This window comes from Leifsonia poae (assembly GCF_050632195.1).
GTDB lineage: Bacteria > Actinomycetota > Actinomycetes > Actinomycetales > Microbacteriaceae > Leifsonia > Leifsonia poae_C.
On record NZ_CP192580.1, the window covers coordinates 2,245,372 to 2,266,446 of the forward strand.

Here is a 21,075-nt window from a genome sequence, read left to right on the forward strand (position 1 = left end):
CGGGAGTCCTCCCATGGCCCCAAGGGTTGCCGCAGCGGTAGGGCGGACGGGACTTGAACCCGTGACCGGCGGATTATGAGTCCGATGCTCTAACCAGCTGAGCTACCGCCCCGTGTGCCTCTCGTCTATTCGGACGAGGCCACTGGATTGGCCGCATCCGTCACCGGGTCGGCCACCGGCTCACCACGATACAGGCTTTCGAACGTGCTGATGGTGCGCTGAATGTCGTGTGCCGCGACGATCCTCAGTGAGGCGTTCTTGAGCGTGTCGAGCTGCTCCTGCGGCAGCGTGAGCACTCGCTCGAGGTGCGCGGCGAGGTCGTCGGCGTCGCCCGGTTTGAAGAGGTAGCCGTTGTCGCCGTCGTGCACGAGGTGCGGGAGCGCCATCGCGTCAGCGGCGACGATGGGAAGAGCGGAGGCCATCGCCTCCATGGTGGCGATCGACTGCAGTTCGGCGATGGATGGCATGGCGAAGACCGAGGCGCGCGTGTACGCGTCGCGGAGCTCCTCATCCGTCACATAGCCGGTGAACGTCACGCGATCGGCGATACCTAGGGTGTCGGCGAGGTGCTGCAAGTTCTTGAGCTGGTCGCCGCCGCCGACGATCTCGAGCTTCGCATCCAGCGTCGCCGGGAGCTTCTTGACGGCGTTGAGCAGCACGTCGATCTGCTTCTCACCGGTGACGCGGCCGACGAACAGGATGCGGTTCTCGGTGCGCGGCGTGAAGTCCGGCGTGTAGTTGCCCGCGTCGATACCGCACGAGATGGCGTGCACGCCGCGGAGGCCAGTGAACTTCTCGAGGAACTGCGCCGCCTTCTTGGTCGGCGTCGTCACGGCCTCGGCGCGGCCGAAGGTGCGTTTCGCTGCCTTCCAGGCCAGACCGATCGCCCACTCCTGGATGCTCTTCGGGATCATGGTGAACTCGAGCATGTTCTCGGGCATGAAGTGGTTGGTGCCGATGACGCGGATACCGCGCTTCTCGGCCTCGATCGAGAGCCCACGACCGACGACGATGTGCGACTGGAAGTGCACGACGTCCGGCTTGACCGCGTCGATCACGCGGGCGCTGTTCTGCTTGATCCGCCACGGGATGGCGAAGCGCAGCCAGTCGTGCGGGTACCAGCGCCAGCTGTAGAGGCGGTGGGCCGTCATCTTCTGGCCCTCGTGCTCTTCGACCCACGTGCCGTGCTTGCGGCTGGCGGCGGGCGCCATGATGTGAACGTCGTGGCCACGGGCGACGAGTCCGGCGGCGAGACGCTCGGCGAAGCGCGCGGCTCCGTTGACGTCGGGCGCGAACGTGTCGGCGCCGATCAGGACCGTGAGGGGTCTCTTGTCGGCGCTCGCCGGTTGGGCGGGCATGGAATTATGCGGTCCGCTCGAATCGGGCAAGTGATGAGTCCCTACGTTGTGGGCCGGGATAGTGAATCCGGCGATGGTCTTCGCTCGGCCGGACGGAGCCCGACCGGCTGATTCAGTCGCTTAGTCTAAGCCGGAATCGGCCGCTGTGTCGGAAACCCCGACCACCGTCGGCGCGGCGGGCTGCGTGAGCTCGAGCGCCTGCGGATGGTGTCTGGCCAGCAGGAAGACCCCGTAGACCGCCACCGCGCCCGTCACGACATAGCCGATGACCGCCCACCAGGGAGCCTGCGCGGCCTCATCGAGAATCAGGATGCCGATGGTCACGGCCACGAGCGGATCGATGACGGTCAGCCCCGCGATGACCAGGTCGGGCGGCCCCGACGAGTACGCATTCTGCACGAAGTAGGCGCCGAGCGCTGCCGCTGCGAGGAGCGCGATGATGCAGAGCACCAGGAGCCAGTCCCACTCGGCGTTGCTGATGCGGTCGATCGTCACCTTGGCGAGCGTCGCGACGAAACCGTAGAGCACGCCGGCGCCCACCACGTAGATGAGGGCCTTGAAGCGCGAGCGCAAAAAGTAGAAGAGCACTCCGAAGGTCACCAGCACGATGGCCAGGATCACGAGGATCTCGACGAGGGCGCGGCTCGACACCGGAACATCTCGAGCAGTGAAGGCCGCGAGGATCGCAAAAGCACCCACTCCGCCCACGCACAGACAGATCGCGATGATCGACGTGCGGTTCAGCTTCACGTGGCTCACCCGGGCGTTCAGGATGGCCGTGACCACGAGGGCGATCGCCCCAAGCGGCTGCACCACGATGATCGGGGCGAGCGAGAGGCTCACGAGCTGGAAGACGATCGCGAGGCCCAGCATCACGGTGCCGATGACCCACGAAGGGCGGGCTAGCAGGAGGCCGAGCTGTGAGAGGCTCAGGCCCGAGTTGGCGTGCTGAGTGTTCGCCTCGACCTTCGCGACTCCGTGGTGCTGCAGCTGAGCGCCGATCGAGAGGAAGCACGCACCGACCAGCGCGATGGGGATGCCGATGAACGCGCTCGGTTCCAGAGCGATGTCCTGCGTCACATCCATCAGTGCCGTACCCACCCCACGACCCTACCCAGTTTCATCCCGATATTCTTGCTGAATGGCCGTCCTTCCCATCCGGATCTCCGGAGATCCCGTGCTCCACTCCCCCGCCTCCGCCGTCACCGAATTCGACGACGAGCTGCGCACTCTCGTGTCCGACATGTTCGAAACGATGGATGCCGCCCCCGGCGTCGGTCTCGCCGGTCCCCAGGTCGGCGTTCCGCTGCGGCTCTTCGTCTACGGCTGGACCGACGACGACGACGTGCTGCACCGCGGGGTCGCGATCAACCCGGTGCTCTGGATCTCGCCGGCCGGCACCGAGGAGTTGGACGAAGACCTCGAAGCCGAGGGATGCCTTTCATTTCCGGGCGAGCGTTTCCCGCTCCGCCGCTCGGAGAGCGCCATCCTCGAAGCGGTCGATCTGGAGGGCCAACCGTTCCAGGTCCGCGCCGACGGCTGGCTCGCGCGCATCTTCCAGCACGAATACGACCACCTCGACGGCGTGATCTACGTGGATCGGCTGACGCATCCGTTCGGAAAGGCGGCCGCCAAGGCCTCTCGCAAGAACAGCTGGGGCGTTCCCGGCCTCAGCTGGCTGCCGGGCCGCGACCATCTGGAGGACTAGCGGTCGAGGTTCACTCCGTGCACCCCGTTGTGGAAGCGCAACGCCGGAAAGACCGCGGAGATCGAGAATCCGACGCCCGGCACCGTGCTCGCGTTCAGGATGCCGCCGAACAGTGCTGCGCGCTCGCGCATCTCGGTGAGTCCCGCGCCCTCGAAGTGCTCGGTCAACGAGCGCAGGTCGTCGTCGATCGTGTATCGGGCGGCGTCGTCGACCTCATCCGGTGCCAGGCCCGCGCGTCGTGCTGCCGACCGGATGCCGTCGTCGTTCACGCTCACCTGGAGACCCTCGTTAGTCCAGGCGAAGGAGACCGCAACGCTGGTTCCCGCTCCCCCGTGCTTGAGCGCGTTCTCGAGCATCCCCTGCAGGATGCGGAACACGGCGAGCTCCGCGCCCGGCCGGAGCTCGAAGCGCTCCCCGCTCTCCGTGAACGTGACGTCGAGGCCGGCATCGCGCATCACGCGGAACAGATCGCGGGCTGAGTGCAGACTCGGTTGCGGTTGGGCTGCGGACTCGCCTTCGCGCACGATGGACTGCACGCGCCGAAGGTCGGCCAGCGCATCCCGTGCCGTCGACTCCAGCACGCCCGCTGAACGAGTTGCGGCGTCGGGATCGGTGGTTGCTGCGTAGCGGATGCCCTCGGAGATCGAGACGAGCTTTGACACCGCCTGCACCGCGACATCCTGAAGCTCGCGGATGATCCGGAATCGGCCCGCGTGCTCGGCGAGTTCGAGTTCGCGGTCGATGCGGTCCCACTCCGACTCCTCGCGAGAGTTCTGGAGGCGTCGGAGTGCGGAGCGGGATCGCAGCCAGAGCACGAGCAGGAGCACCACCGCCAGCACGAGCACCCCGCCGAGGACGGCGAACAGGAGCGCCATCGTGCGGGCGTCGGCAGCCGAGAGGCCGTTCATGGGTGTCCCTTCGGGCCGTTCTCTGACGAACGGCCCGAATGAGTTTACCCGGCGCGCTCGGCGGGGTGCTCAGAGACGGTGGTCAGCCCTGATTCTCGCGGTTGGCACGGATGACTTCGAGGCGGGCGCGGTACTCGACCTCGTCGATGTCTCCCTTCGCAAAACGCTCCGCGAGAGTGGACTCGGCCGACCGGCTGGCGGAACGTGGTCCATAGCCGTATCCATAGCCGTCCCGGGCCATGGCGGCACGGCGCCAACGACGACCTGCGAAGGTGAAGATCAGCACGAAGACGGTGATCCAGAAGAGCGGGATCAACAGGAACAGGAAGCCGAATCCGGCTCCCCACGGGCCGACCCAGTGGGCGGCGACGGTCGTTGCAGCAAGAGTGCTGAGCATGATGGCGATCCAATCGGTGTGTGCGGTCCGCGCTCTGCGAACCATCACCTCAGCCTCGCCGGATGCCGTGATTCGCGAATCCGCCGGCCGGAGTGACCCGCCGTACTCCCCCGGGAGCAGACACCGCGACGCACGTCGTACCGGTGTGCCGTTACTGCCAGCCGGGCTGCACGAGCCCGCTCTCGTAAGCGACGACGACAAGGTGCACCCGGTCGCGGGCATCCAGTTTCGTCATGATTCGAGAGACGTGCGTCTTGGCCGTGAGCGGGCTGAGGAAGAGCTTCTCACCGATTTCGCCGTTCGTGAGGCCGAGCCCCACCAGGGCGAGCACCTCGCGCTCGCGCTCCGTGAGGGCGTCCAGCTCGGCAGCCGGACGGGCCGGCTTCATCCCGCCGGCAACGCGCTCGAGAAGCCGCTTGGTGACGCCCGGGGAGAGCAACGCATCCCCGGCCGCGGCGACCCGGACCGCGCGGATGAGGTCCACCGGCTCCGTGTCCTTCACCAGAAAACCGCTTGCCCCGGCCGCGATCGCCTGGGCGACGTATTCATCGAGCTCGAACGTCGTCACGATGACGATGTGCGTTCCTGCCAGGGTTGGCTCGTTCACGATCTGCTCGGTGGCCCACAGGCCGTCGCCGTCAGGCATCCGGATGTCCATGAGCACGACGTCAGGATGCGTCTCGAGCGCGACCGCAACGGCCTCACGCCCACTGGACGCCTCACCGACGACGTCGATGCCCTCCTCGGCCTCCAGCAGGGCACGAAAGCCGGCACGGACGAGGTGCTGGTCATCGGCCAGCAGCACTCGGATCACGGGGTCGACTCCGCGCGCGTCCATCCGGTGGAGGTCGCGGCGGCTCGAGCCGGGATGCGGGCCGTGACGACGACACCGGCGCTCTCACCGGCGACCACCTCGAGACGGCCCCCCAGCAGCTCGGCGCGTTCCCGCATCCCGAGCATGCCCTTGCCGCCCTCGCTGACCCCGTCGGGGAGACCGCGCCCGTCGTCGGAGATGGTGACGACATAGTCGCCGCCCGATTCGCCGAGGGTGATGTGGACGGTCTTCGCCTGCGCATGCCGGCCCACATTGGTGAGGGACTCCTGAACGATGCGGTAGATCGCGAGCTGGATGGCCGGTCCCGGGATGCTGTGCAGGTTCTCGTCGTAGCTCACGTCGAGCCCCGCGCGCAGGTAAGTCTCGACGAGCACCGGGATGCGGTCGAGGTCGGGCTCGGGCGCACGGGACGTGGGATACCCCTCCGAGCGCAGAAAGCCGAGCACACCGCGAACCTCTTCGAGGGCCTGGCTGCTCGTCGCCTTGATGGACGCGAGGCTCTCCTTGGCCTTGTCGGGCCGTGTGTCGAACAGGTGGAGCCCGACGCCGGCCTGCACGCTGATCTGCGACAGGGAATGGGCAAGCACGTCGTGGAGCTCGCGGGCGATGCGCAGGCGCTCCGCCTCAGCTGCCGACTCGCGACGGGCAACGATGCGCTGGGCGACCTCGTGGTAGCGCTCCCGGCGGTTGCGCAAGGCCTCCCCCACACCGACGAGCAGGCTCAGGATGAGCGCGACGATGAGCGGTCGGATGATGGCGATCGGCTGCCCCGCCAGCAGATATGCGCTCAATGGGCCCAGCACGGCAAAGCCCGCGACCGTAGCCCACGCCCAGATCCGGGCGCCGCGCGCCACGGCGCTGACAACGGCCAGGGCGAGGGGAACGGCGGCGACGGGCGGTCCCATCGTGACGGCGATCGCCGGAAGGCACAGCACCCCCACGATGGCGACGACGCGACCCGGCTGCGTGCGCGCGGCCACAAGCACGAACGAGGACGCGAACGCGAGCGCGACGAACACGAGAGTCAGAACGTCCTCGCTCGCATGGAACGCCGCGATGATGAGCCCTGGCAACTGGAACAGCAGCGCGACCACGACCGGGATCCAGCGGGCGGACGGCGGACGACGACGGCCCCAGCCGTTCGCGGCGCGCGCGAACCAGGCCTCCTCGTTCGCGTTCCACGGCATCTGCTCATGCTAACGAGCCCGGCTGAGCATCCCATCCGCCCATGGTCGCTTTACGACTACTCCCGCGGGAGTAGGGCTGTGCTCAGGATGCTCGCCGACCGCTCACGGGTTGTGCTCGGCGTCGAATCCCTCGTCGTCGTATCCCTGGTCAAATACGATCCCGCCCGGAGCGGCTAGTGCGATATCCGCAGCCTCGTCTTCGCGCTCTTCCAGGTTCTCTTCCGTGCTCGTCTCGTAGTCGTGCGCGATCTCATCCGGGTCGATTCCCGGCTCGGCTTCCTCGTCGCGCCAGCGCCCGTCGCCATTGTCAATCGTCATGCCGTGAGCGTACGCGCGCAGACCCCGCCGGCGCAGGTGAACATTCGGTGACGCGGCTACATGCCCGAAAGGACATATTCGGGCGCAATGCCGCGGACGTTGGCCGAGCTTCCGTGACCCCCGCGCACGCCTCGCGAGGTTCCGCCGAGATAGGGAAGGGCCCGGAGGCGATGCCTCCGGGCCCTTCTGCGCTCCCCGACTTGGACTCGAACCAAGAACCTGCCGGTTAACAGCCGGCTGCTCTGCCAATTGAGCTATCGAGGAATGCTTGAATCAGCGTAGTTACTTTATCAAGGATTCGCGTACCGCCAAATCGAGCGCGACTTCCGCGCGCGTCGCCCCCTGATCCACGCATCGAGTCGTGCCAAAAGTGCGGTTGGGGATGCCCCAACCGCACTTTTCGCACGACCCGACACGCGCGCTTATCCACAGCTCGCGCGACGCCTATCCGTCAACGCCGTATCGGCGCGCGGATCACGCGATCGCATCGCGCCGCCCGAAGTCAGTACCCGGCCTCCGCGTCCACCACGCCCACAAACCGACTGTCACCCAGGAACGCCTCGACGTTCAGTCGGATGCGCTCGGCGAGAAGCGGTGCCGTCATCTCCAGGGTGTCGGCCTGGTGCGGCGTGATCAGCGCGCGCGGCTCGTCCCAGAGCGGATGTCCTTCGGGCAGCGGCTCCGGGTCGGTCACGTCGATGCCAGCGCCCGCGATCGTGCCCGACGACAGAGCCGCGACCAGCGCATCCGTGTCCACCAGTCCCCCACGCGCGATGTTGACCAGGTACGCGGTGGACTTCATCGCTTCGAACTCGGCTGATCCGAACAGGTGCTTCGTTCCGCCGGTCAGGGCGGCGGCCACGATCACGACGTCGGCTTCGGGCAGCACGTCACCCAGCGCATCCGTCGCCACCGTTCGGCCGGCACCGGGCACAGGAGTCTCGGCCCGGCGGACGATCGTGATGTTCGTGTCGAACGGCGCGAGCAGGCGGATCAGCTCGAGAGCAATCCCGCCCGCACCGATGATCACCACATTCATCCCGTAGAGCGATCGTCCCTCGGGCTCGGTGGCCCAGCTCCGCGCGACGACGCGCTTCGGCAGCACCCGCAGCAGGGCGAGCGTCAGGGCCAGTGCGTGTTCGGCCACGGGCTCGGCGTATGCACCCTTGGCGCTGGTCCACAGCATCTCGGACCGCTTCTCGTCGGCGATGACCTTGGTGAACGCGTCGACGCCGGCGAACGGCAGCTGCACCCAGCCGATCGACGGATGCTCGTCGAGCGCGGCCGCGAGCTCGTCGGCCCCTCGCGGCGAGAGCCAGATCAGACCTCGGGTATTCTCCGACAGCTCTGCGACCTCGCCACCGCCGGACTCGACCGCATCCACGAACACCTTGCCCGGCCGCGGCAGCACGGCGATGGTTCCGGGCTCGGGCCGACGCTCTTCGGGAATCGCGCTGGGGTCTTCGGACAGCACGGCTCGGTGCTGCGAGGTGGAGCGGTGGTCGGTCTGCTGGGAATCGGTCATGGTCGTCTCCAGATTGATCGGACGGACAGAGGGATGCGAAGAGGTGAGTGGGTGCTGGCTACTCGGCGCTGGCGCGCTGTGGACGACGTTCGGTCCGACGCTGCGGCGGCTTGAGCGCCTTGGCGAGACCCGCGACGAAGGGATGCTCGGGTCGGGCCAGCACATCCTCGATCGGCCCGTAGCCCACGACTCGACCACCCTGCAGGACGACCGTCTTCGTCGTCGCCCGGCGCAGCACGGACAGGTCGTGGCTGACGATCACGGCGGAGAACCCCGCGTGGTCCTTCAGCTGGCCGAGGAGGTCGATCACGGCATCGCGCACGGTCGCGTCGATGCCGGCGGTGGGCTCATCGGCGATCAGCACAGAGGGGCCGAGCACGAGCGCGCGGGCGAGCGCCACGCGCTGACGTTGCCCGGAACTCAACTCGTACGGGTACTTCGAGAGCACGCTCAATGGCAGGTGGACCGTGTCGAGCATGGTTGCCGACCGCTCCCCCGCCGCACGTCGGCTGTAGTGCTCATCCCGTTCGAAGATGGGGAGCGCGACGTTCTGCGAGACCGTGAGGGACGGCTCGAGCGTGTTCGCAGCATCCTGGGCCAGATAGCCGACATGAAAGGTCACCTCGGCGATATCGCGCTTGCGCGCCTTGCGCATCGAGTGGCCGAGAACCGACGCGTCGCCGCCGCTGATCCGCGGGCCCGGCTCGGACGCGCGGATCGGCAAGCCGCGCCCCGCGAGAATTGCCGCGAGCGTCGATTTGCCCGAGCCGGTCTCCCCAAGGATGCCCAGAACATCACCCTCCTGCACCTGAAAGCTGACCCCGCGGAGCGCGACGCACGAGGCGCTCGCACCCCGCGCGGGGTACTCGACGGACAGATCGCTGACGGTGATAGCAGGGTTGGAACTCACATTTAGACCCTAGGCGTTGTCGGCGCGCAATGCGCGCAGTGCCTCCCGCCGGTCGGCCTGCTCGATCGGATCCGGCACAGGGAGCGACGCCAGCAGTCGCTGCGTGTACGCCTCTCGCGGGTTCCCCAGGACCTCGGCTCCCGTTCCCTCCTCGACGAGCTTTCCGCGGTGCAGCACCGCGATGCGGTCGGCCAGCAGGTCGACCACGGCCAGGTCGTGGCTGATGAACAGGGAGGCGAAGCCGAACTCCTTCTGCAGTTCTGCGAACAATTCGAGAACCCGGGCCTGGACCGAAACGTCGAGAGCAGACGTCGGCTCGTCGGCGATCAGGAGGCTCGGCTCGAGCGCGAGTGCTCGCGCCAGGCTCGCTCGCTGCCGCTGTCCACCGCTCAGCTCGTGAGGGAAGCGATCGCCGTAGCTGCGTGGGAGCTGCACGGCCTCGAGGAGGTCGTCGACCCGCCCGCGCGCATCCGCCGGGCTCGACGCCCGTCCGTGCACGACAAGCGGTTCGGCGACGCAGTCCGCGATGGTCAGGAGCGGGTTGAAGCTCGAGGCAGGGTCCTGGAACACGAAGCCGATGTCACGTCGCACCGGTTTGAACTGACGTTCCCGAACGCCGTTCATCTCGACTCCGAGAACCTTCAGAGACCCACCGGTGACCGTTCCGAGACCGCCGATGGCGCGACCGATCGTGGTCTTGCCCGAGCCGCTCTCGCCGACCAGACCGAGCACCTCGCCGGGACGAATCTCGAAATCCACGCCGTCGACGGCGACGAATCCTGCCTGACCAAGCCGGCCCGGATACTGGATGCGCAACCCTTGGGCTTTCACAACGGGCTCGACGTTCGCCCAGTCCTCTGCCCGCGATTCGGCGCGGTCCCTCGTCGAGGAGAGCCCCTGGCCGATCTTGGGTACAGCAGCGAGGAGACGCTGGGTGTACTCGGCCTTCGGCGATGCAAAGAGAGTCTTCACATCCGCCTCTTCGACGACCTTTCCCTGGTACATCACCGCGACACGATCAGCCAGGTCGGCGACCACGCCCATGTTGTGGGTGATGAGCACGATCGCGGCACCGAACTCGTCGCGGCAGCGACGGAGCAGATCGAGGATCTCGGCCTGCACGGTCACGTCGAGCGCAGTGGTCGGCTCGTCGGCGACGATCAGGCCCGGGTTCAGAACCAGGGCCATCGCGATAACGATGCGCTGCTTCTGGCCGCCGGAGAACTGGTGCGGGTAGTACTTGACGCGCTTCTCTGGCTCCGGGATGCCCACTCGGGCCAGGATCTCGACCGCACGTTTGCGAGACTCCGACTTCGACATCTTCTCGTGGGCCCGGATCCCCTCGGCGATCTGCCAGCCGACGGGATACACGGGGTTCAGCGCGGTCGACGGCTCTTGGAAGACCATGGCGACGTCGGTCCCACGCACTTCGCGGAGCTGACGCTTGCTGAGCGAGACCACGTCGGCCTCGGACTTGCCGTCTTTGCTACGCAGGATCACCGCTCCCGAGGCCGTCGCGGTCTCGGGGAGCAGGCCGAGGATCGTCTTGGCGGTCACGGTCTTACCGCTGCCCGACTCCCCCACGATCGCGAGCACCTCGCCGGGGGCGACTCTCAGGCTGACGTCGTCGACGGCCTTGACCGCGCCGGCGTCGGTGGAGAAGGAGACCGCCAGGCGGTCGATCTGAACGATGTCGCTCACGGGCGGACCTCGATTCCGTGCTCGTCGAAGGATTCCCCGCCCTCGAGGCCGTCCAGGCCTCCTGGACCGGCGATGAGGGTGCCGCCGGGGACGACGGAGGTCTCCGCTACCAGTCCCGACGACTTCGCCACTGCTCGACGACCGCGCAGACGCGGGTCGGCCAGGTCGTTCATGCTCTCGCCGACGAGGGTGATGCCGAGCACGATGAGCACGATAGCGAGACCCGGATACAGCGAGGTCCACCAGATGCCGCTCGTCACATCCGAGAGCGCCTTGTTCAGGTCGTAGCCCCACTCCGCAGCGGCGGTGGGCTGGATGCCGAAGCCGAGGAAGCCGAGACCCGCAAGCGTCAGGATCGCCTCCGACGAGTTGAGCGTGAAGATCAGCGGAAGGGTGCGGGTCGAGTTGCGGAGCACGTGGCGGAACATGATGCGCGTATTGCTCGCGCCCACCACCTTCGCCGACTCGACGTAGGCCTCCGACTTGATGCGCACCGCCTCCGCGCGGATGACCCGGAAGTACTGCGGGATGAACACCACCGTGATCGAGATCGCTGCGGCGAGGATCCCGCCCCAGAGGCTCGACTGCCCGCCGCTGATGACGATAGCCATCACGATCGCGAGCAGCAGCGACGGGAACGCGTAGATCGCGTCGCAGATCACGACGAGCACCCGGTCGAGCCAGCCGCCGAAGTATCCGGAGACGAGCCCGAGGAAGATGCCGGCGAAGATCGACAGGATCACGGCGACGATGATCACCGAGAGCGCGGTCTGCGCTCCCCAGATCGTGCGGGAGAAGACGTCGTATCCGCCGACCGTGGTGCCCCAGATGTGAGCCGGGCTGGGCGGATCCTGTGCGCCGAACTGTCCGTTCGCATCCTTCAGCTGGGCGAAACCGTACGGCGCGATCACCGGCGCGAAGATCGCGATGATGATGAACAGGCCGGTCAGCGTCAGACCGGCGATGAGCATCCCTCGCTGCAGGCCGACGCTCTGCCGGAGCTGGTGGATGACCGGGAGACGGTCCCAGAGACTGCGTTTGGCGGCCATCTCAGTACCTCACTCTCGGGTCGATGATCGCCGCGATGATGTCGACGATGAAGTTGGTCAGGGCCACGACGACGGCGAGCAGGGCGACCATACCCTGCACGGCCACGAAGTCACGTGCCTGCAGATAGTGCGCCAGTTGGAACCCGAGGCCCTTCCACTCGAACGTCGTCTCTGTGAGCACAGCACCGCCGAGCAGCAAGGCGATCTGGAGGCCAATGACCGTGATGATCGGGATGAGGGCGGGACGGTACGCGTGCTTGCGAACCAACCTGTATTCGCTCACGCCTCGCGAGCGGGCGGAGTCGACATAGTCGGTGGAGAGCGTGCCGATCACGTTGGTGCGCACGAGACGCAAGAAGACACCGGCCGTCAGGAGCCCGAGAGCGATGGCCGGGAGGACGGCGTGCGCGAGCACATCCCAGACCACAGCGGGGTCGCCCGTCTGGAACGAGTCGATCAGATAGATACCCGTCTTGTTCGGAAGAAGTTCCATCTCCAATTCGGAGCTGGTGGATGCTCGACCCGCGACCGGGAGCCAGCCCAGCCAGATCGAGAACACGAGTTTCAAGAGCAGGCCGGCGAAGAAGACGGGTGTCGCGTAACAGAGGATCGCGAAGATGCGGAGGCTCGCATCCTGACCCTTGTCGCGGAAGTACGCCGCGATCAAGCCGAACGGGATACCGACGGCGAACGCCACGATCAGGGCGTAGAAGGCGAGCTCGAGGGTCGCAGCGCCGTAGTGCAGCAGCACCTGCGCGACGGGCTGGTTGTCGCTCAGCGTCGTGCCGAAGTTGCCCGTGAAGATCTGACCGAGGTACTCGAAGTACTGGACGATCAGCGGCCGGTCGAAACCTGCCTGGTGGATGCGCTCGGCGAGCTGGTCCGGCGTCAGCTTGCCGCCGAGTGCCGCCGAGATCGGGTCGCCCGTCGACCTCATGAGGAAGAAGACGAGGCTGACGAGGATGAAGATGGTCGGGATGATCAGGAGCGCGCGGATCAGGATGTAGCGACCGAGACCGCCCCCCGACCGTCGCTTCGTCCTGATCCGTTCTGGGCCGGGAGCCGCCGTGGCTTCCGGGCCCGTGACAGTTGCTGTCATGAGAGCCAATCGTGGTGTGGACCTGGTGCGGGGGCGCCCCGCCGAAGCGGGCCGCCCCCTGTGACTAGCGGACTAGCCGGTACTGTTCTCAGCCCTTCGCGAGCGCTCCGTAGCGGAACTTGAAGGAGCCGTCGAGCGTCTTGTCGGCGCCGGTCACCGTCTTGCCGGTGACCGCGACCTGAGCGCCCTGGAGCAGCGGCAGCGTCGGGACGTCCGCCGCGACCTTGGTCTGGATCTCCTCGATCAGCTTGGTACGCGCAGCGGGTCGGTCTCGCCGACCTGCTTCGTGATCAGGTCCTGTACCTCGGTGTTCTCGTAGTGGTTCACGAGGAAGTTGTCCTTCTGGAAGAACGGGGTGAGGTAGTTGTCGGCGTCCGAGTAGTCCGGGAACCAACCGAGCTGGTATGCCGGGTAGACGTCTGCGACGCGGTCCTTGTTGTACTGCACGTACTCGGTCGACTGCAGGGTCACCTTGAAGAGGCCGCCGTTCTCGAGCTGCTCCTTCACCTGGGCGTACTCGTCAGCCGACGAGGGTCCGTAGTGGTCGGTGTTGTACTGCAGGTTCAGCGCGATCGGCGTCGAGACGCCGGCTGCCTGAAGCGCGGCCTTGGCCTTCTCGAGGCTGGGCCCGCCGTTCCCGTCGCCGTACATGTCCTTGAACGGCGTGATAGCGCCGGTCAGGCCGTCCGGAACGAACGAGTAGAGCGGGGTGTACGTGTCCTTGTAGACCTGCTTCGCGATGGTCGCACGGTCGATGAGGTCGGCAGCGGCCTGGCGAACGGCGAGCGACTTGGCAGCGTCTGCATCCGGCGTGGTGGCACCGTACGGCATCGTGTTGAAGTTGAAGACGATGTAGCGGATCTCACCGCCGGGGCCGTCGACGACCTTGACGTTCTTGTCCTTGCGCAGGCTGTCGATGTCCGTGGGCGACAGGGACCGGAAGGCCACGTCGATCGAGCCCTTCTGGATGTCGAGCTTCATGTTCGACGCGTCGGCGTAGTACTTGACGTTGACCTTGTCGGTTGCCGGCTTGCCGAGGACACCCTGGTAGTCGGGGTTGGCCTTGTAGGCGACGAGGTTGTTGAAGTCGTAGCTCGTGATCGAGTACTGACCCGCCCACGGCTTGCCCTTGACGATGTCCGCGTCAGAGGTGACCTTGGTCGGCGAGAAGACCTGCTCGTCGACGATCGGACCGGCCGGGCTGGAGAGCACCTGCGCGAAGGTCTGGTCGTTGGCGGTCTTCAGCTTGAAGACGACCGTCGTCTTGTCGGGCGTCGAGATGCTGTCGAGGTTCGCCAGCAGGTACGAGGGGCCCTTCGGGTCGGCGATCTTCACCTGGCGGTCGAACGTGAACTTCACGTCGGAGGAGGTGAGGTCGTGTCCGTTCGCGAACTTCAGACCCGACTTGAGCTTGACCGTGTACTCGGTCGGCGAGGTGAACTCAGCGGACGTCGCGATGTCGGGCTTGACGTCGGCGGTGCCGTACGGCGAGTTCATCAAGAACGGGTAGACCTGGTTCATCACGGCGAACGAACCGTTATCGTACGAGCCGGCCGGGTCGATCGACGTGATCTTGTCGGTCGTTCCGACGGTCAGGGCGCCACCGCCGCTGCCGGAGCCGCTGTTGCTGCCGGAGCACCCGGCGAGCACCAAGGCCGTCGCCGCGAGTGCGGCGGACACGGCCAGCAGGCGCCTGCCGCTGATGTGTGCGGATTTCATATCCGAATACCTCTTCCTGGTGTGGGGTCACGTAGTCGGCGAGCACACGGTGCCGCAGTGCCGAATCGTGTAGCCATAGTCCTAACACGAAATGCAGGCGATGCATGAATCCGGATCGACTTTGTAGCGAGATCTTAACGTTCCACGCAATTTTTCGGCGCAGAAGGCCCGTCTGACGTCGCCGGGACGGACCAAAACGACTATTCTTCGCGCAGGGTTCGCCGTTCGCTCTCGATCTGCATCATCGCCCTGCCGAGGGTCCTCACCGTTTCGGGATCGTCAGCACGGCGCAGCCTGAGTTGCAGTTCGGCCTTCTCCCGCAGCAGATCCCGCTCGATCAGGGCACCTGCCACCGCTCTCGCGTAGCCGGTGAGGTTGCCGGACTCCGCTTGGGGAACGGATGCGACGCTCAACTCGTTCACGAGCGGCGCGAACGGAGCGGGCACCTCTGCGGTGATGCGGTCGACCCATCCGGGCTCGGTGAGGCTCGACAGTTGGCTGGCGATCGCATCCTTCACCACTCCGAGCGACGGATTCGCGAACGGCACCTGAACCACGCGCGCCGCTCGCTCCGCTCCGACCTCGACGGGGAGTTGGAGCAGCACCATCAAGGTCTCCCTCTCCGTGCGGGACACCGGGTCGTTGGGGATCTCCGCGAGGCCAGCGGCGGCGCGGACCTCGGGCTGAGGCGATTGCTGTCGCCCCTGCTGCGATTGCTGCCCGGGCCCGCTCTGGCTCGAGGAGCGCTCGCCACGGCGCGAGGCTTGAACCGCGCGCAACGTGTCCTGCAGGTCAGCTCCCGACAGGCGGGCCAGTTCGCGGGCGTAACCGTTCTGCGATGCGGGATCGCGGATGGTCGCGACGATCGGCGCTCCCCCGCGCATCGCCGCCGTTCGTCCCTCGACCGTGTCGAGGTCGTAGCGGTCGACCACCTGACGGATCATGAACTCGAACATCGGTTTTTTCGCGTCGATCATGCGGCGAACTGCGTCGTCGCCCTTCTGCAGGCGCAGATCACACGGATCCAGCCCATCCGGGCCGACAGCGACGTAAGTCTGCGCTGAGAAGCGCTGCTCCTCGCCGAACGCGCGAGCCGCGGCCTTCTGGCCCGCCGCATCCGGATCGAACGTGAAGATGACCGAGCCGGTGCTGTTGTCGTCGCCCATCACACGCCGGATCACCTTGATGTGGTCGATGCCGAAGGCCGTGCCACACGTCGCGACCGCGGTGGTGATGCCCGCCAGGTGGCAGGCCATCACGTCGGTGTAGCCCTCGACCACGACCACTTGGTCGAGGCGCGAGACGTCGCGCTTCGCGAGATCGAGCCCGTAGAGCACCTGCGCCTTCTTATAGACCGGAGTCTCGGGGGTGTTGAGGTACTTCGGGCCCTTGTCGTCGTCGAGCAGCCGTCGGGCGCCGAAACCGATCGTCTGACCGGTGAGGTCCCGGATCGGCCAGATGAGCCGGCCGCGGAAACGGTCGTAGACCCCGCGATCGCCCTGGGAGACGAGTCCGGCGGTCGACAGCTCTTCGACTGTGAATCCCTTGGCGCGCAGGTGGTTGGTGAGCTCATCCCAACTCTTCGGGGCGAACCCGACACCGAATTGGGCCGCGGCGTGCGAGTCAAACCCGCGCTCGCCGAGGAAGCGACGTCCGATCTCGGCTTCAGGCGAGCTGAGCTTGGAGCGGAAGAACTCCTCGGCGGCGCCGTTGGCGGCCAGGATGCGCGCACGATTGCCGTGCTCGGAGGGGCCGCCGCCGCCGTCTTCGTAGTGCAGCGTGAATCCCAGCCGCGCGGCGAGCCGCTCGACGGCCTCGGTGAAGGAGACGTGGTCGAGCTTCTGCAGGAACTCGTAGACGTCGCCGCCTTCGCCGCAACCGAAGCAGTGGTAGCGGCCGACACCGGGACGCACCTGGAAGCTCGGGCTCTTCTCGTCGTGGAAGGGGCACAGGCCCTTGAGCGCACCGACGCCGGCCGACTTGAGGCTGACGTAGTCGCCGACGATGTCGGCGATGTTGGTGCGAGCCTTGACCTCTTCGATGTCGTTCTGTCGAATCCGGCCGGCCATGCTTCGATTCTAGTGGCTGGCTAGCGACGCTCTTTCTTGCGTCCTCTGGTGTTCTGGGCGATCTCGATGATGGCGACAAAGACCTCGATCCCGACGCGCAGCAGCAGGACGGACAGAATCGCGCCGACGAGCGTGATGATCACACCGAACAAGAACACGAACGCTCCGAGGAACGAGTGCGTGCCGATCGCCAGCGTGAGGCTGTAGATGATCGAGAGAAGGGTACTGAGTCCGATCAGGACCAAGCCGACCACGTAGACCGGTCCGGCGAGCTTGCGTGTGACGTAGTTCGTGAAGGTGAAGTCGAAGAGCGACGAGAAGAACCGGGTGTCATCGAGCCGATCGGCGAAGTCGGTCACGCTGCGGTAGCCCGCGGGCGGCACGGTTCCGTCGGGTGCGGCGGTCGCTGACGGAGCCTCGGACTGCGGGATGGCGCCCTCTTGAGTCTGTGCGGCGTCCTCTGCAGTCTGTGCGGCATCCTCTGCCGCGACCGGTTCCGTGGGTGCTGTGGGCTCGGGAGTCTCCGGAGCCAATACCGCTGTCGCGTCGGGCGCTGGAACCGTCTCGGGAACACCCACCGGAATGACGGCCGGCGTTGTCGCTCCATCGTCCGTGGGCGGGGTCGCAACGGTCATGTCCGCTACTGCGGCAGCTTGGGCCTTTGTGGCGTCGGGTGCCGCCACGGGCTCGGCCGGACTGCTCTCGACGGCGTCCACGCTCGCGCGCACCGAGGCATTGTGTCCGGCGAGGGCCGTCTCGAGGATGCTGGGCACATCCCCCTGCTCATCGGGCTTCGGCGTCGCCGCAGGCTTCGTCGTGGTGGTTCGTCGCGTCGCGGGCTTGGTGGTCGCGGGCTTAGTAGTGGCTGGCTTCGCGTTGGCGGGGTTGGCGGTTGCTGGCTTCGCGGTGGCTGGCTTCGCGGTTGCGGGTTTGGCGGTTGCGGGCTTGGCGGCCGTCGCTTTTGCGCTCGCAGCAGCCACAGGCTTGTCGCCGGCTGCGGGGGTCGGAGCCTTGCGCACCCCTGTGACGGGCTTGCGCGCCGCTGACGGAGTCGATCGGCTGGGCGCGCGCTTCGCCGGTGCGGGCGTCGTGCCCTCTGCCGGCGTCTGATCGTCGCCGTTCACCGGTGGTTGTGGGGTGCTCATTGTTTCCTCTCGTGGACGCGACTCCCAGCGCCGCGTATCCCAGCATTCAGCTTCTGGTCCAGGGTTTCAAGCCCACTCGGTCAACTCAGTGCTGGACCAGACGTTCATACCAGCTGAGGGCGGACTGATCCGTCAGGCTGGCGACCTGGTCGACGATGACTCGCTTGCGCTCTGCGTCGGAGCTCGCATCGGCCCAATCCTCCGCGAATCCCGCATCCAGTTCGTCGGGACCTTTGGTGTGCAGGATGTCCGCGAGAGTTGTCAGGATCTGTCGCTGCTGCGCGTAGATCGGCTGCCGGGTGTTCTTCGACATCACGAAGGTCGCGACGATGCCCTTCAGCACGGCGATCTCGGCCTGGATGGTCGCAGGCACGACGACGTCGGCCCCGAAGCGAGCGAGGTGCTCTCCCGGTGCCGCCTCTCTGGTCGCCCGGATCGCAGCGCCCGCGAACCGACCGATCAGCTGGCTGGTCAGGTTCTTGAGCCTGGCCTGCGAGCGGCGGCTCCCGTCCCAGCCGTCCAGCCAGATGTCGAGGTTGTCGAGCCTGTCGAATGCGGCAATGAGCTCATCGTGGCTGAACTCCCCGCCGATCCATTCGTACATCGAGCGGACGAGATCGTCGTGGTCGACCCGGCTGCCGAGCGCCGCGACGTCGATGTAGCCGTTCACGACCGCATCCTCGAAGTCGTGCACGGAGTACGCGATGTCGTCGGACAGGTCCATCACCTGCGCCTCGATGCAGCGCACGCGCTCGGGCGCACCGGCGCGCATCCACTGGAACACGGGCGTGTCATCGGCGTAGAAGCCGAACTTCGCCCGCCCGCTCGGGTCTTCGACCGAAGACGTCGCCGGCCACGGATACTTGCAGCTCGCGTCGAGACTGGCGCGGGTCAGATTGAGTCCGTACGCCCGTCCATCCGGACCGAACACCTTGGGCTCGAGTCGGGCGAGAAGGCGGAGGGTCTGTGCGTTGCCTTCGAAGCCGCCGATGTCATCGGCCCAGCTGTTGAGCGCGCGCTCGCCGTTGTGCCCGAACGGAGGATGCCCGATGTCGTGCGCAAGGCACGCGGTATCGACGATGTCGGGGTCGAGGCCGAGGCTGGTCGCGAGTTCGCGCCCGACCTGGGCGACCTCGAGCGAGTGGGTGAGGCGGTTGCGGGCGAAGTCGAGGCCGGCCGTCGGGCTGAGCACCTGGGTCTTCGCCGCGAGCCGCCGCAGCGCGCTCGAGTGCAGGAGCCGGGCGCGGTCGCGCGCGAAGTCGCTTCGGCGACGGTTCGAGTGCTGCTCGGGAAGCCACCGCTCCCGGTCGTAGTCGCTGTACCCGCCCGCGCCGCTATCCGCCACTGTTGTGAACCTCCGCGTCGGCGATTTCGGAGCGCTGGTACCCGTCGAGGTCCCGGCTTGCGAGCCATCCGTCCGGTAACGCCGGCCGCTTGGGCGTTCCGGCCCGGCCGCGCTGACCTTCGGCCGCCTCGCCGGGATACTCCTGACTCCAGTCGAGCGTTGCGAGCAGGTCGTCGAGGTGGGCGAGCGTGTCGACGGTGGCGAGGCTCGCGCGGAGGTCGCCACCGACCGGGTAGCCCTTGAAGTACCAAGCGACGTGCTTGCGGATGTCACGGCAGCCGCGCTCCTCGCTGTCGAAGAACTCGACCAGCAGCTCTGCGTGGCGCCGGAACGTCGCGGCCACCTGCCCGAGCGACGGGTGCGCTTGCGCGAGTGCGGCATCCTGAGTGCTGATCTCGCCCGACCGGGCGCGGAATGCCGCCGCCAGGTCGCCGAACAGCCACGGCCGGCCCAGGCAGCCTCGACCGACGACGACCCCGTCGCAGCCGGTCTCGTCGACCATGCGGATTGCGTCGGCGGCCGACCAGATGTCGCCGTTGCCGAGCACCGGCGTGCCCGTGATCGTCTCTTTGAGCTTCGCGATGGCCGACCAGTCGGCGTGCCCCGAGTAGAACTCGGCGGCCGTGCGAGCGTGGAGAGCGATGGATGCGACGCCGGCGCCTTCCGCAGCCTTGGCGGCCTCGAGGTAGGTGAGGTGGTCGCTGTCGATGCCCTTGCGCATCTTGACCGTGAGCGGGATATCGCCCGCCGCCTGCACCGCGCCCTCGACGATCTCGCGGAAGAGGCCGAGCTTCCAGGGCAATGCCGCTCCGCCGCCCTTGCGTGTGACCTTGGGCACGGGGCAGCCGAAGTTGAGGTCGATGTGGTCGGCACGATCTTCAGCGACGAGCATCGTGACAGCCTCGGAGACGGTCTTGGGATCGACGCCATAGAGCTGAATCGAGCGCGGCGTCTCGGATTCGTGATGTGTGATGAGTCTGAGTGACTCCGGGGTGCGTTCCACGAGAGCGCGGGATGTGATCATCTCGCTCACGTAGAGGCCGGCACCGAACTCACGACAGAGTCGCCGGAACGCGGTGTTCGTGATCCCGGCCATCGGCGCCAGCACGACGGGTACGTCGAGTGCCAGCGGACCGATGGTCAGCTGGGGTGCGTGGCTTATCGTTGCTGTAGTAGACATCTCCCTCGATTCTCCCAGAAAGCGCGGTAGACCATGACCGAGAACCCGGATGCTGTGGAGACTCCGAGCAATAGCGAGGCTGTAGAGGAGGGTCGCGCCCGTGCGGAAGCCGACGCAGCAGCCCGCGGAGTGAGCATCCGGATCGCTGCACGACCCGCCGCGCGGAGCCTCGAGGAGGCTGCGTCGCTACTCGGAATCGAGCCCTCGGCCATCGTGAAGACCCTTGTCGTGAAGCGCAGCGACGGTACTTTCGTCTTCGCCCTGGTACCCGGTGGTCGCAAGATCTCGTGGCCGAAACTGCGCGCCGTGCTCTCCGTCAACAAGCTCCAGCTTCCGGATGCGCAGGTCGCGTTCGACGCGACCGGTTACGTTCGCGGCACCATCACCCCCTTCGGCAGCACGACGGCGTGGCCCGTGGTGGCGGACTCCACCATCGTCGGCCGCACGATCGCGCTGGGCGCGGGCGCACCCGGCTACTCCCTCTTCGCCGAGGCCGACGACGTCATCGCCGCCTTCACCGCCACTGTCGCCGACATCACCGACGCCGAGTAGCGGTACGCCGGTAGCGCGGCCGCTCATCACTCGCGCCGGCTCGCTCTCCAGCCCCGCCCACACTCGAGGG

The 21,075-nt window shown here is 66.9% G+C and carries 18 protein-coding genes, 2 tRNA genes and 1 pseudogene; 2 read left to right on the top strand and 19 right to left on the bottom strand.

Annotation, left to right across the window (positions count from 1 at the left end):
* Window positions 1-38 precede the first annotated feature (38 nt).
* The 3 genes from ACQ86A_RS11370 to ACQ86A_RS11380 all read right to left on the bottom strand — a co-directional run bounded on the left by ACQ86A_RS11370 (window position 39) and on the right by ACQ86A_RS11380 (window position 2,459).
* Window positions 39-112: transfer RNA gene (locus ACQ86A_RS11370), tRNA-Ile, on the bottom strand.
* 13 nt (window positions 113-125) lie between these two features.
* Window positions 126-1,358, bottom strand: a complete 1,233-nt coding sequence (locus tag ACQ86A_RS11375; protein ID WP_431277171.1) for a glycosyltransferase — start codon at window positions 1,356-1,358, stop codon at window positions 126-128.
* Window positions 1,359-1,478: 120 nt separating this feature from the next.
* On the bottom strand, window positions 1,479-2,459 hold the full coding sequence (locus ACQ86A_RS11380) for a DMT family transporter (RefSeq protein ID WP_431277172.1): 981 nt from the start codon (window positions 2,457-2,459) through the stop codon (window positions 1,479-1,481).
* Between the two features lie 40 nt (window positions 2,460-2,499).
* On the opposite strand from ACQ86A_RS11380, the gene def reads away from it, so the two are divergent.
* Complete coding sequence (gene def / locus ACQ86A_RS11385; protein ID WP_431277173.1) at window positions 2,500-3,066, top strand: peptide deformylase; 567 nt, start codon at window positions 2,500-2,502, stop codon at window positions 3,064-3,066.
* On the opposite strand, the gene ACQ86A_RS11390 is transcribed toward def, so the two are convergent.
* The 16 genes and pseudogenes from ACQ86A_RS11390 to dusB form a co-directional block, all read right to left on the bottom strand.
* Window positions 3,063-3,974 carry a sensor histidine kinase gene (locus ACQ86A_RS11390; protein WP_431277174.1) on the bottom strand — a complete coding sequence of 304 codons (912 nt, stop codon included), beginning with the start codon at window positions 3,972-3,974 and terminating at the stop codon, window positions 3,063-3,065. The genes def and ACQ86A_RS11390 overlap by 4 nt on opposite strands.
* Window positions 3,975-4,056: 82 nt before the next feature.
* Window positions 4,057-4,371 (bottom strand): SHOCT domain-containing protein, encoded by a 315-nt coding sequence (locus ACQ86A_RS11395; protein ID WP_431277175.1) that lies wholly within the window; start codon window positions 4,369-4,371, stop codon window positions 4,057-4,059.
* A gap of 151 nt (window positions 4,372-4,522) precedes the next feature.
* A complete protein-coding gene (locus tag ACQ86A_RS11400; protein WP_431277176.1) occupies window positions 4,523-5,185 on the bottom strand; it encodes a response regulator in 663 nt (220 codons plus the stop codon).
* Window positions 5,182-6,393, bottom strand: coding sequence for a histidine kinase (locus ACQ86A_RS11405; RefSeq protein ID WP_431277177.1), 1,212 nt, complete (start codon window positions 6,391-6,393; stop codon window positions 5,182-5,184). Before ACQ86A_RS11405 ends, ACQ86A_RS11400 begins: the two co-directional genes overlap by 4 nt.
* Window positions 6,394-6,495: 102 nt before the next feature.
* Window positions 6,496-6,711: a hypothetical protein gene (locus tag ACQ86A_RS11410; protein ID WP_431277178.1), complete on the bottom strand. Its 216-nt coding sequence runs from the start codon at window positions 6,709-6,711 to the stop codon at window positions 6,496-6,498.
* A gap of 191 nt (window positions 6,712-6,902) precedes the next feature.
* A tRNA-Asn gene (locus tag ACQ86A_RS11415) sits at window positions 6,903-6,975 on the bottom strand.
* A gap of 238 nt (window positions 6,976-7,213) precedes the next feature.
* Window positions 7,214-8,236 carry a D-isomer specific 2-hydroxyacid dehydrogenase family protein gene (locus tag ACQ86A_RS11420; protein ID WP_431277179.1) on the bottom strand — a complete coding sequence of 341 codons (1,023 nt, stop codon included), beginning with the start codon at window positions 8,234-8,236 and terminating at the stop codon, window positions 7,214-7,216.
* Between the two features lie 58 nt (window positions 8,237-8,294).
* Window positions 8,295-9,146, bottom strand: coding sequence for an ATP-binding cassette domain-containing protein (locus ACQ86A_RS11425; protein ID WP_431277180.1), 852 nt, complete (start codon window positions 9,144-9,146; stop codon window positions 8,295-8,297).
* 9 nt (window positions 9,147-9,155) lie between these two features.
* Window positions 9,156-10,847, bottom strand: a complete 1,692-nt coding sequence (locus ACQ86A_RS11430) for a dipeptide ABC transporter ATP-binding protein (RefSeq protein ID WP_431277181.1) — start codon at window positions 10,845-10,847, stop codon at window positions 9,156-9,158.
* A complete protein-coding gene (locus ACQ86A_RS11435) occupies window positions 10,844-11,896 on the bottom strand; it encodes an ABC transporter permease (RefSeq protein ID WP_431277182.1) in 1,053 nt (350 codons plus the stop codon). Before ACQ86A_RS11435 ends, ACQ86A_RS11430 begins: the two co-directional genes overlap by 4 nt.
* A gap of 1 nt (window position 11,897) precedes the next feature.
* Entirely contained in the window at window positions 11,898-12,995 is a 1,098-nt protein-coding gene (locus ACQ86A_RS11440) for an ABC transporter permease (RefSeq protein ID WP_431277183.1), read from the bottom strand.
* A gap of 88 nt (window positions 12,996-13,083) precedes the next feature.
* Window positions 13,084-14,714: pseudogene (locus tag ACQ86A_RS11445) on the bottom strand (ABC transporter substrate-binding protein).
* Window positions 14,715-14,914: 200 nt separating this feature from the next.
* Window positions 14,915-16,783: a DNA primase gene (gene dnaG / locus ACQ86A_RS11450; protein WP_431277184.1), complete on the bottom strand. Its 1,869-nt coding sequence runs from the start codon at window positions 16,781-16,783 to the stop codon at window positions 14,915-14,917.
* Window positions 16,784-16,803: 20 nt separating this feature from the next.
* Complete coding sequence (locus ACQ86A_RS11455; RefSeq protein WP_431277185.1) at window positions 16,804-17,928, bottom strand: DUF4282 domain-containing protein; 1,125 nt, start codon at window positions 17,926-17,928, stop codon at window positions 16,804-16,806.
* Window positions 17,929-18,013: 85 nt separating this feature from the next.
* A complete protein-coding gene (locus ACQ86A_RS11460; RefSeq protein WP_431277186.1) occupies window positions 18,014-19,273 on the bottom strand; it encodes a deoxyguanosinetriphosphate triphosphohydrolase in 1,260 nt (419 codons plus the stop codon).
* On the bottom strand, window positions 19,263-20,453 hold the full coding sequence (dusB, locus tag ACQ86A_RS11465) for a tRNA dihydrouridine synthase DusB (RefSeq protein WP_431277187.1): 1,191 nt from the start codon (window positions 20,451-20,453) through the stop codon (window positions 19,263-19,265). Before dusB ends, ACQ86A_RS11460 begins: the two co-directional genes overlap by 11 nt.
* A gap of 33 nt (window positions 20,454-20,486) precedes the next feature.
* Between dusB and ACQ86A_RS11470 the strand changes: the two genes are divergently transcribed.
* Window positions 20,487-21,005 carry an aminoacyl-tRNA deacylase gene (locus ACQ86A_RS11470; RefSeq protein ID WP_431277188.1) on the top strand — a complete coding sequence of 173 codons (519 nt, stop codon included), beginning with the start codon at window positions 20,487-20,489 and terminating at the stop codon, window positions 21,003-21,005.
* The last annotated feature ends 70 nt before the right edge of the window (window positions 21,006-21,075 follow it).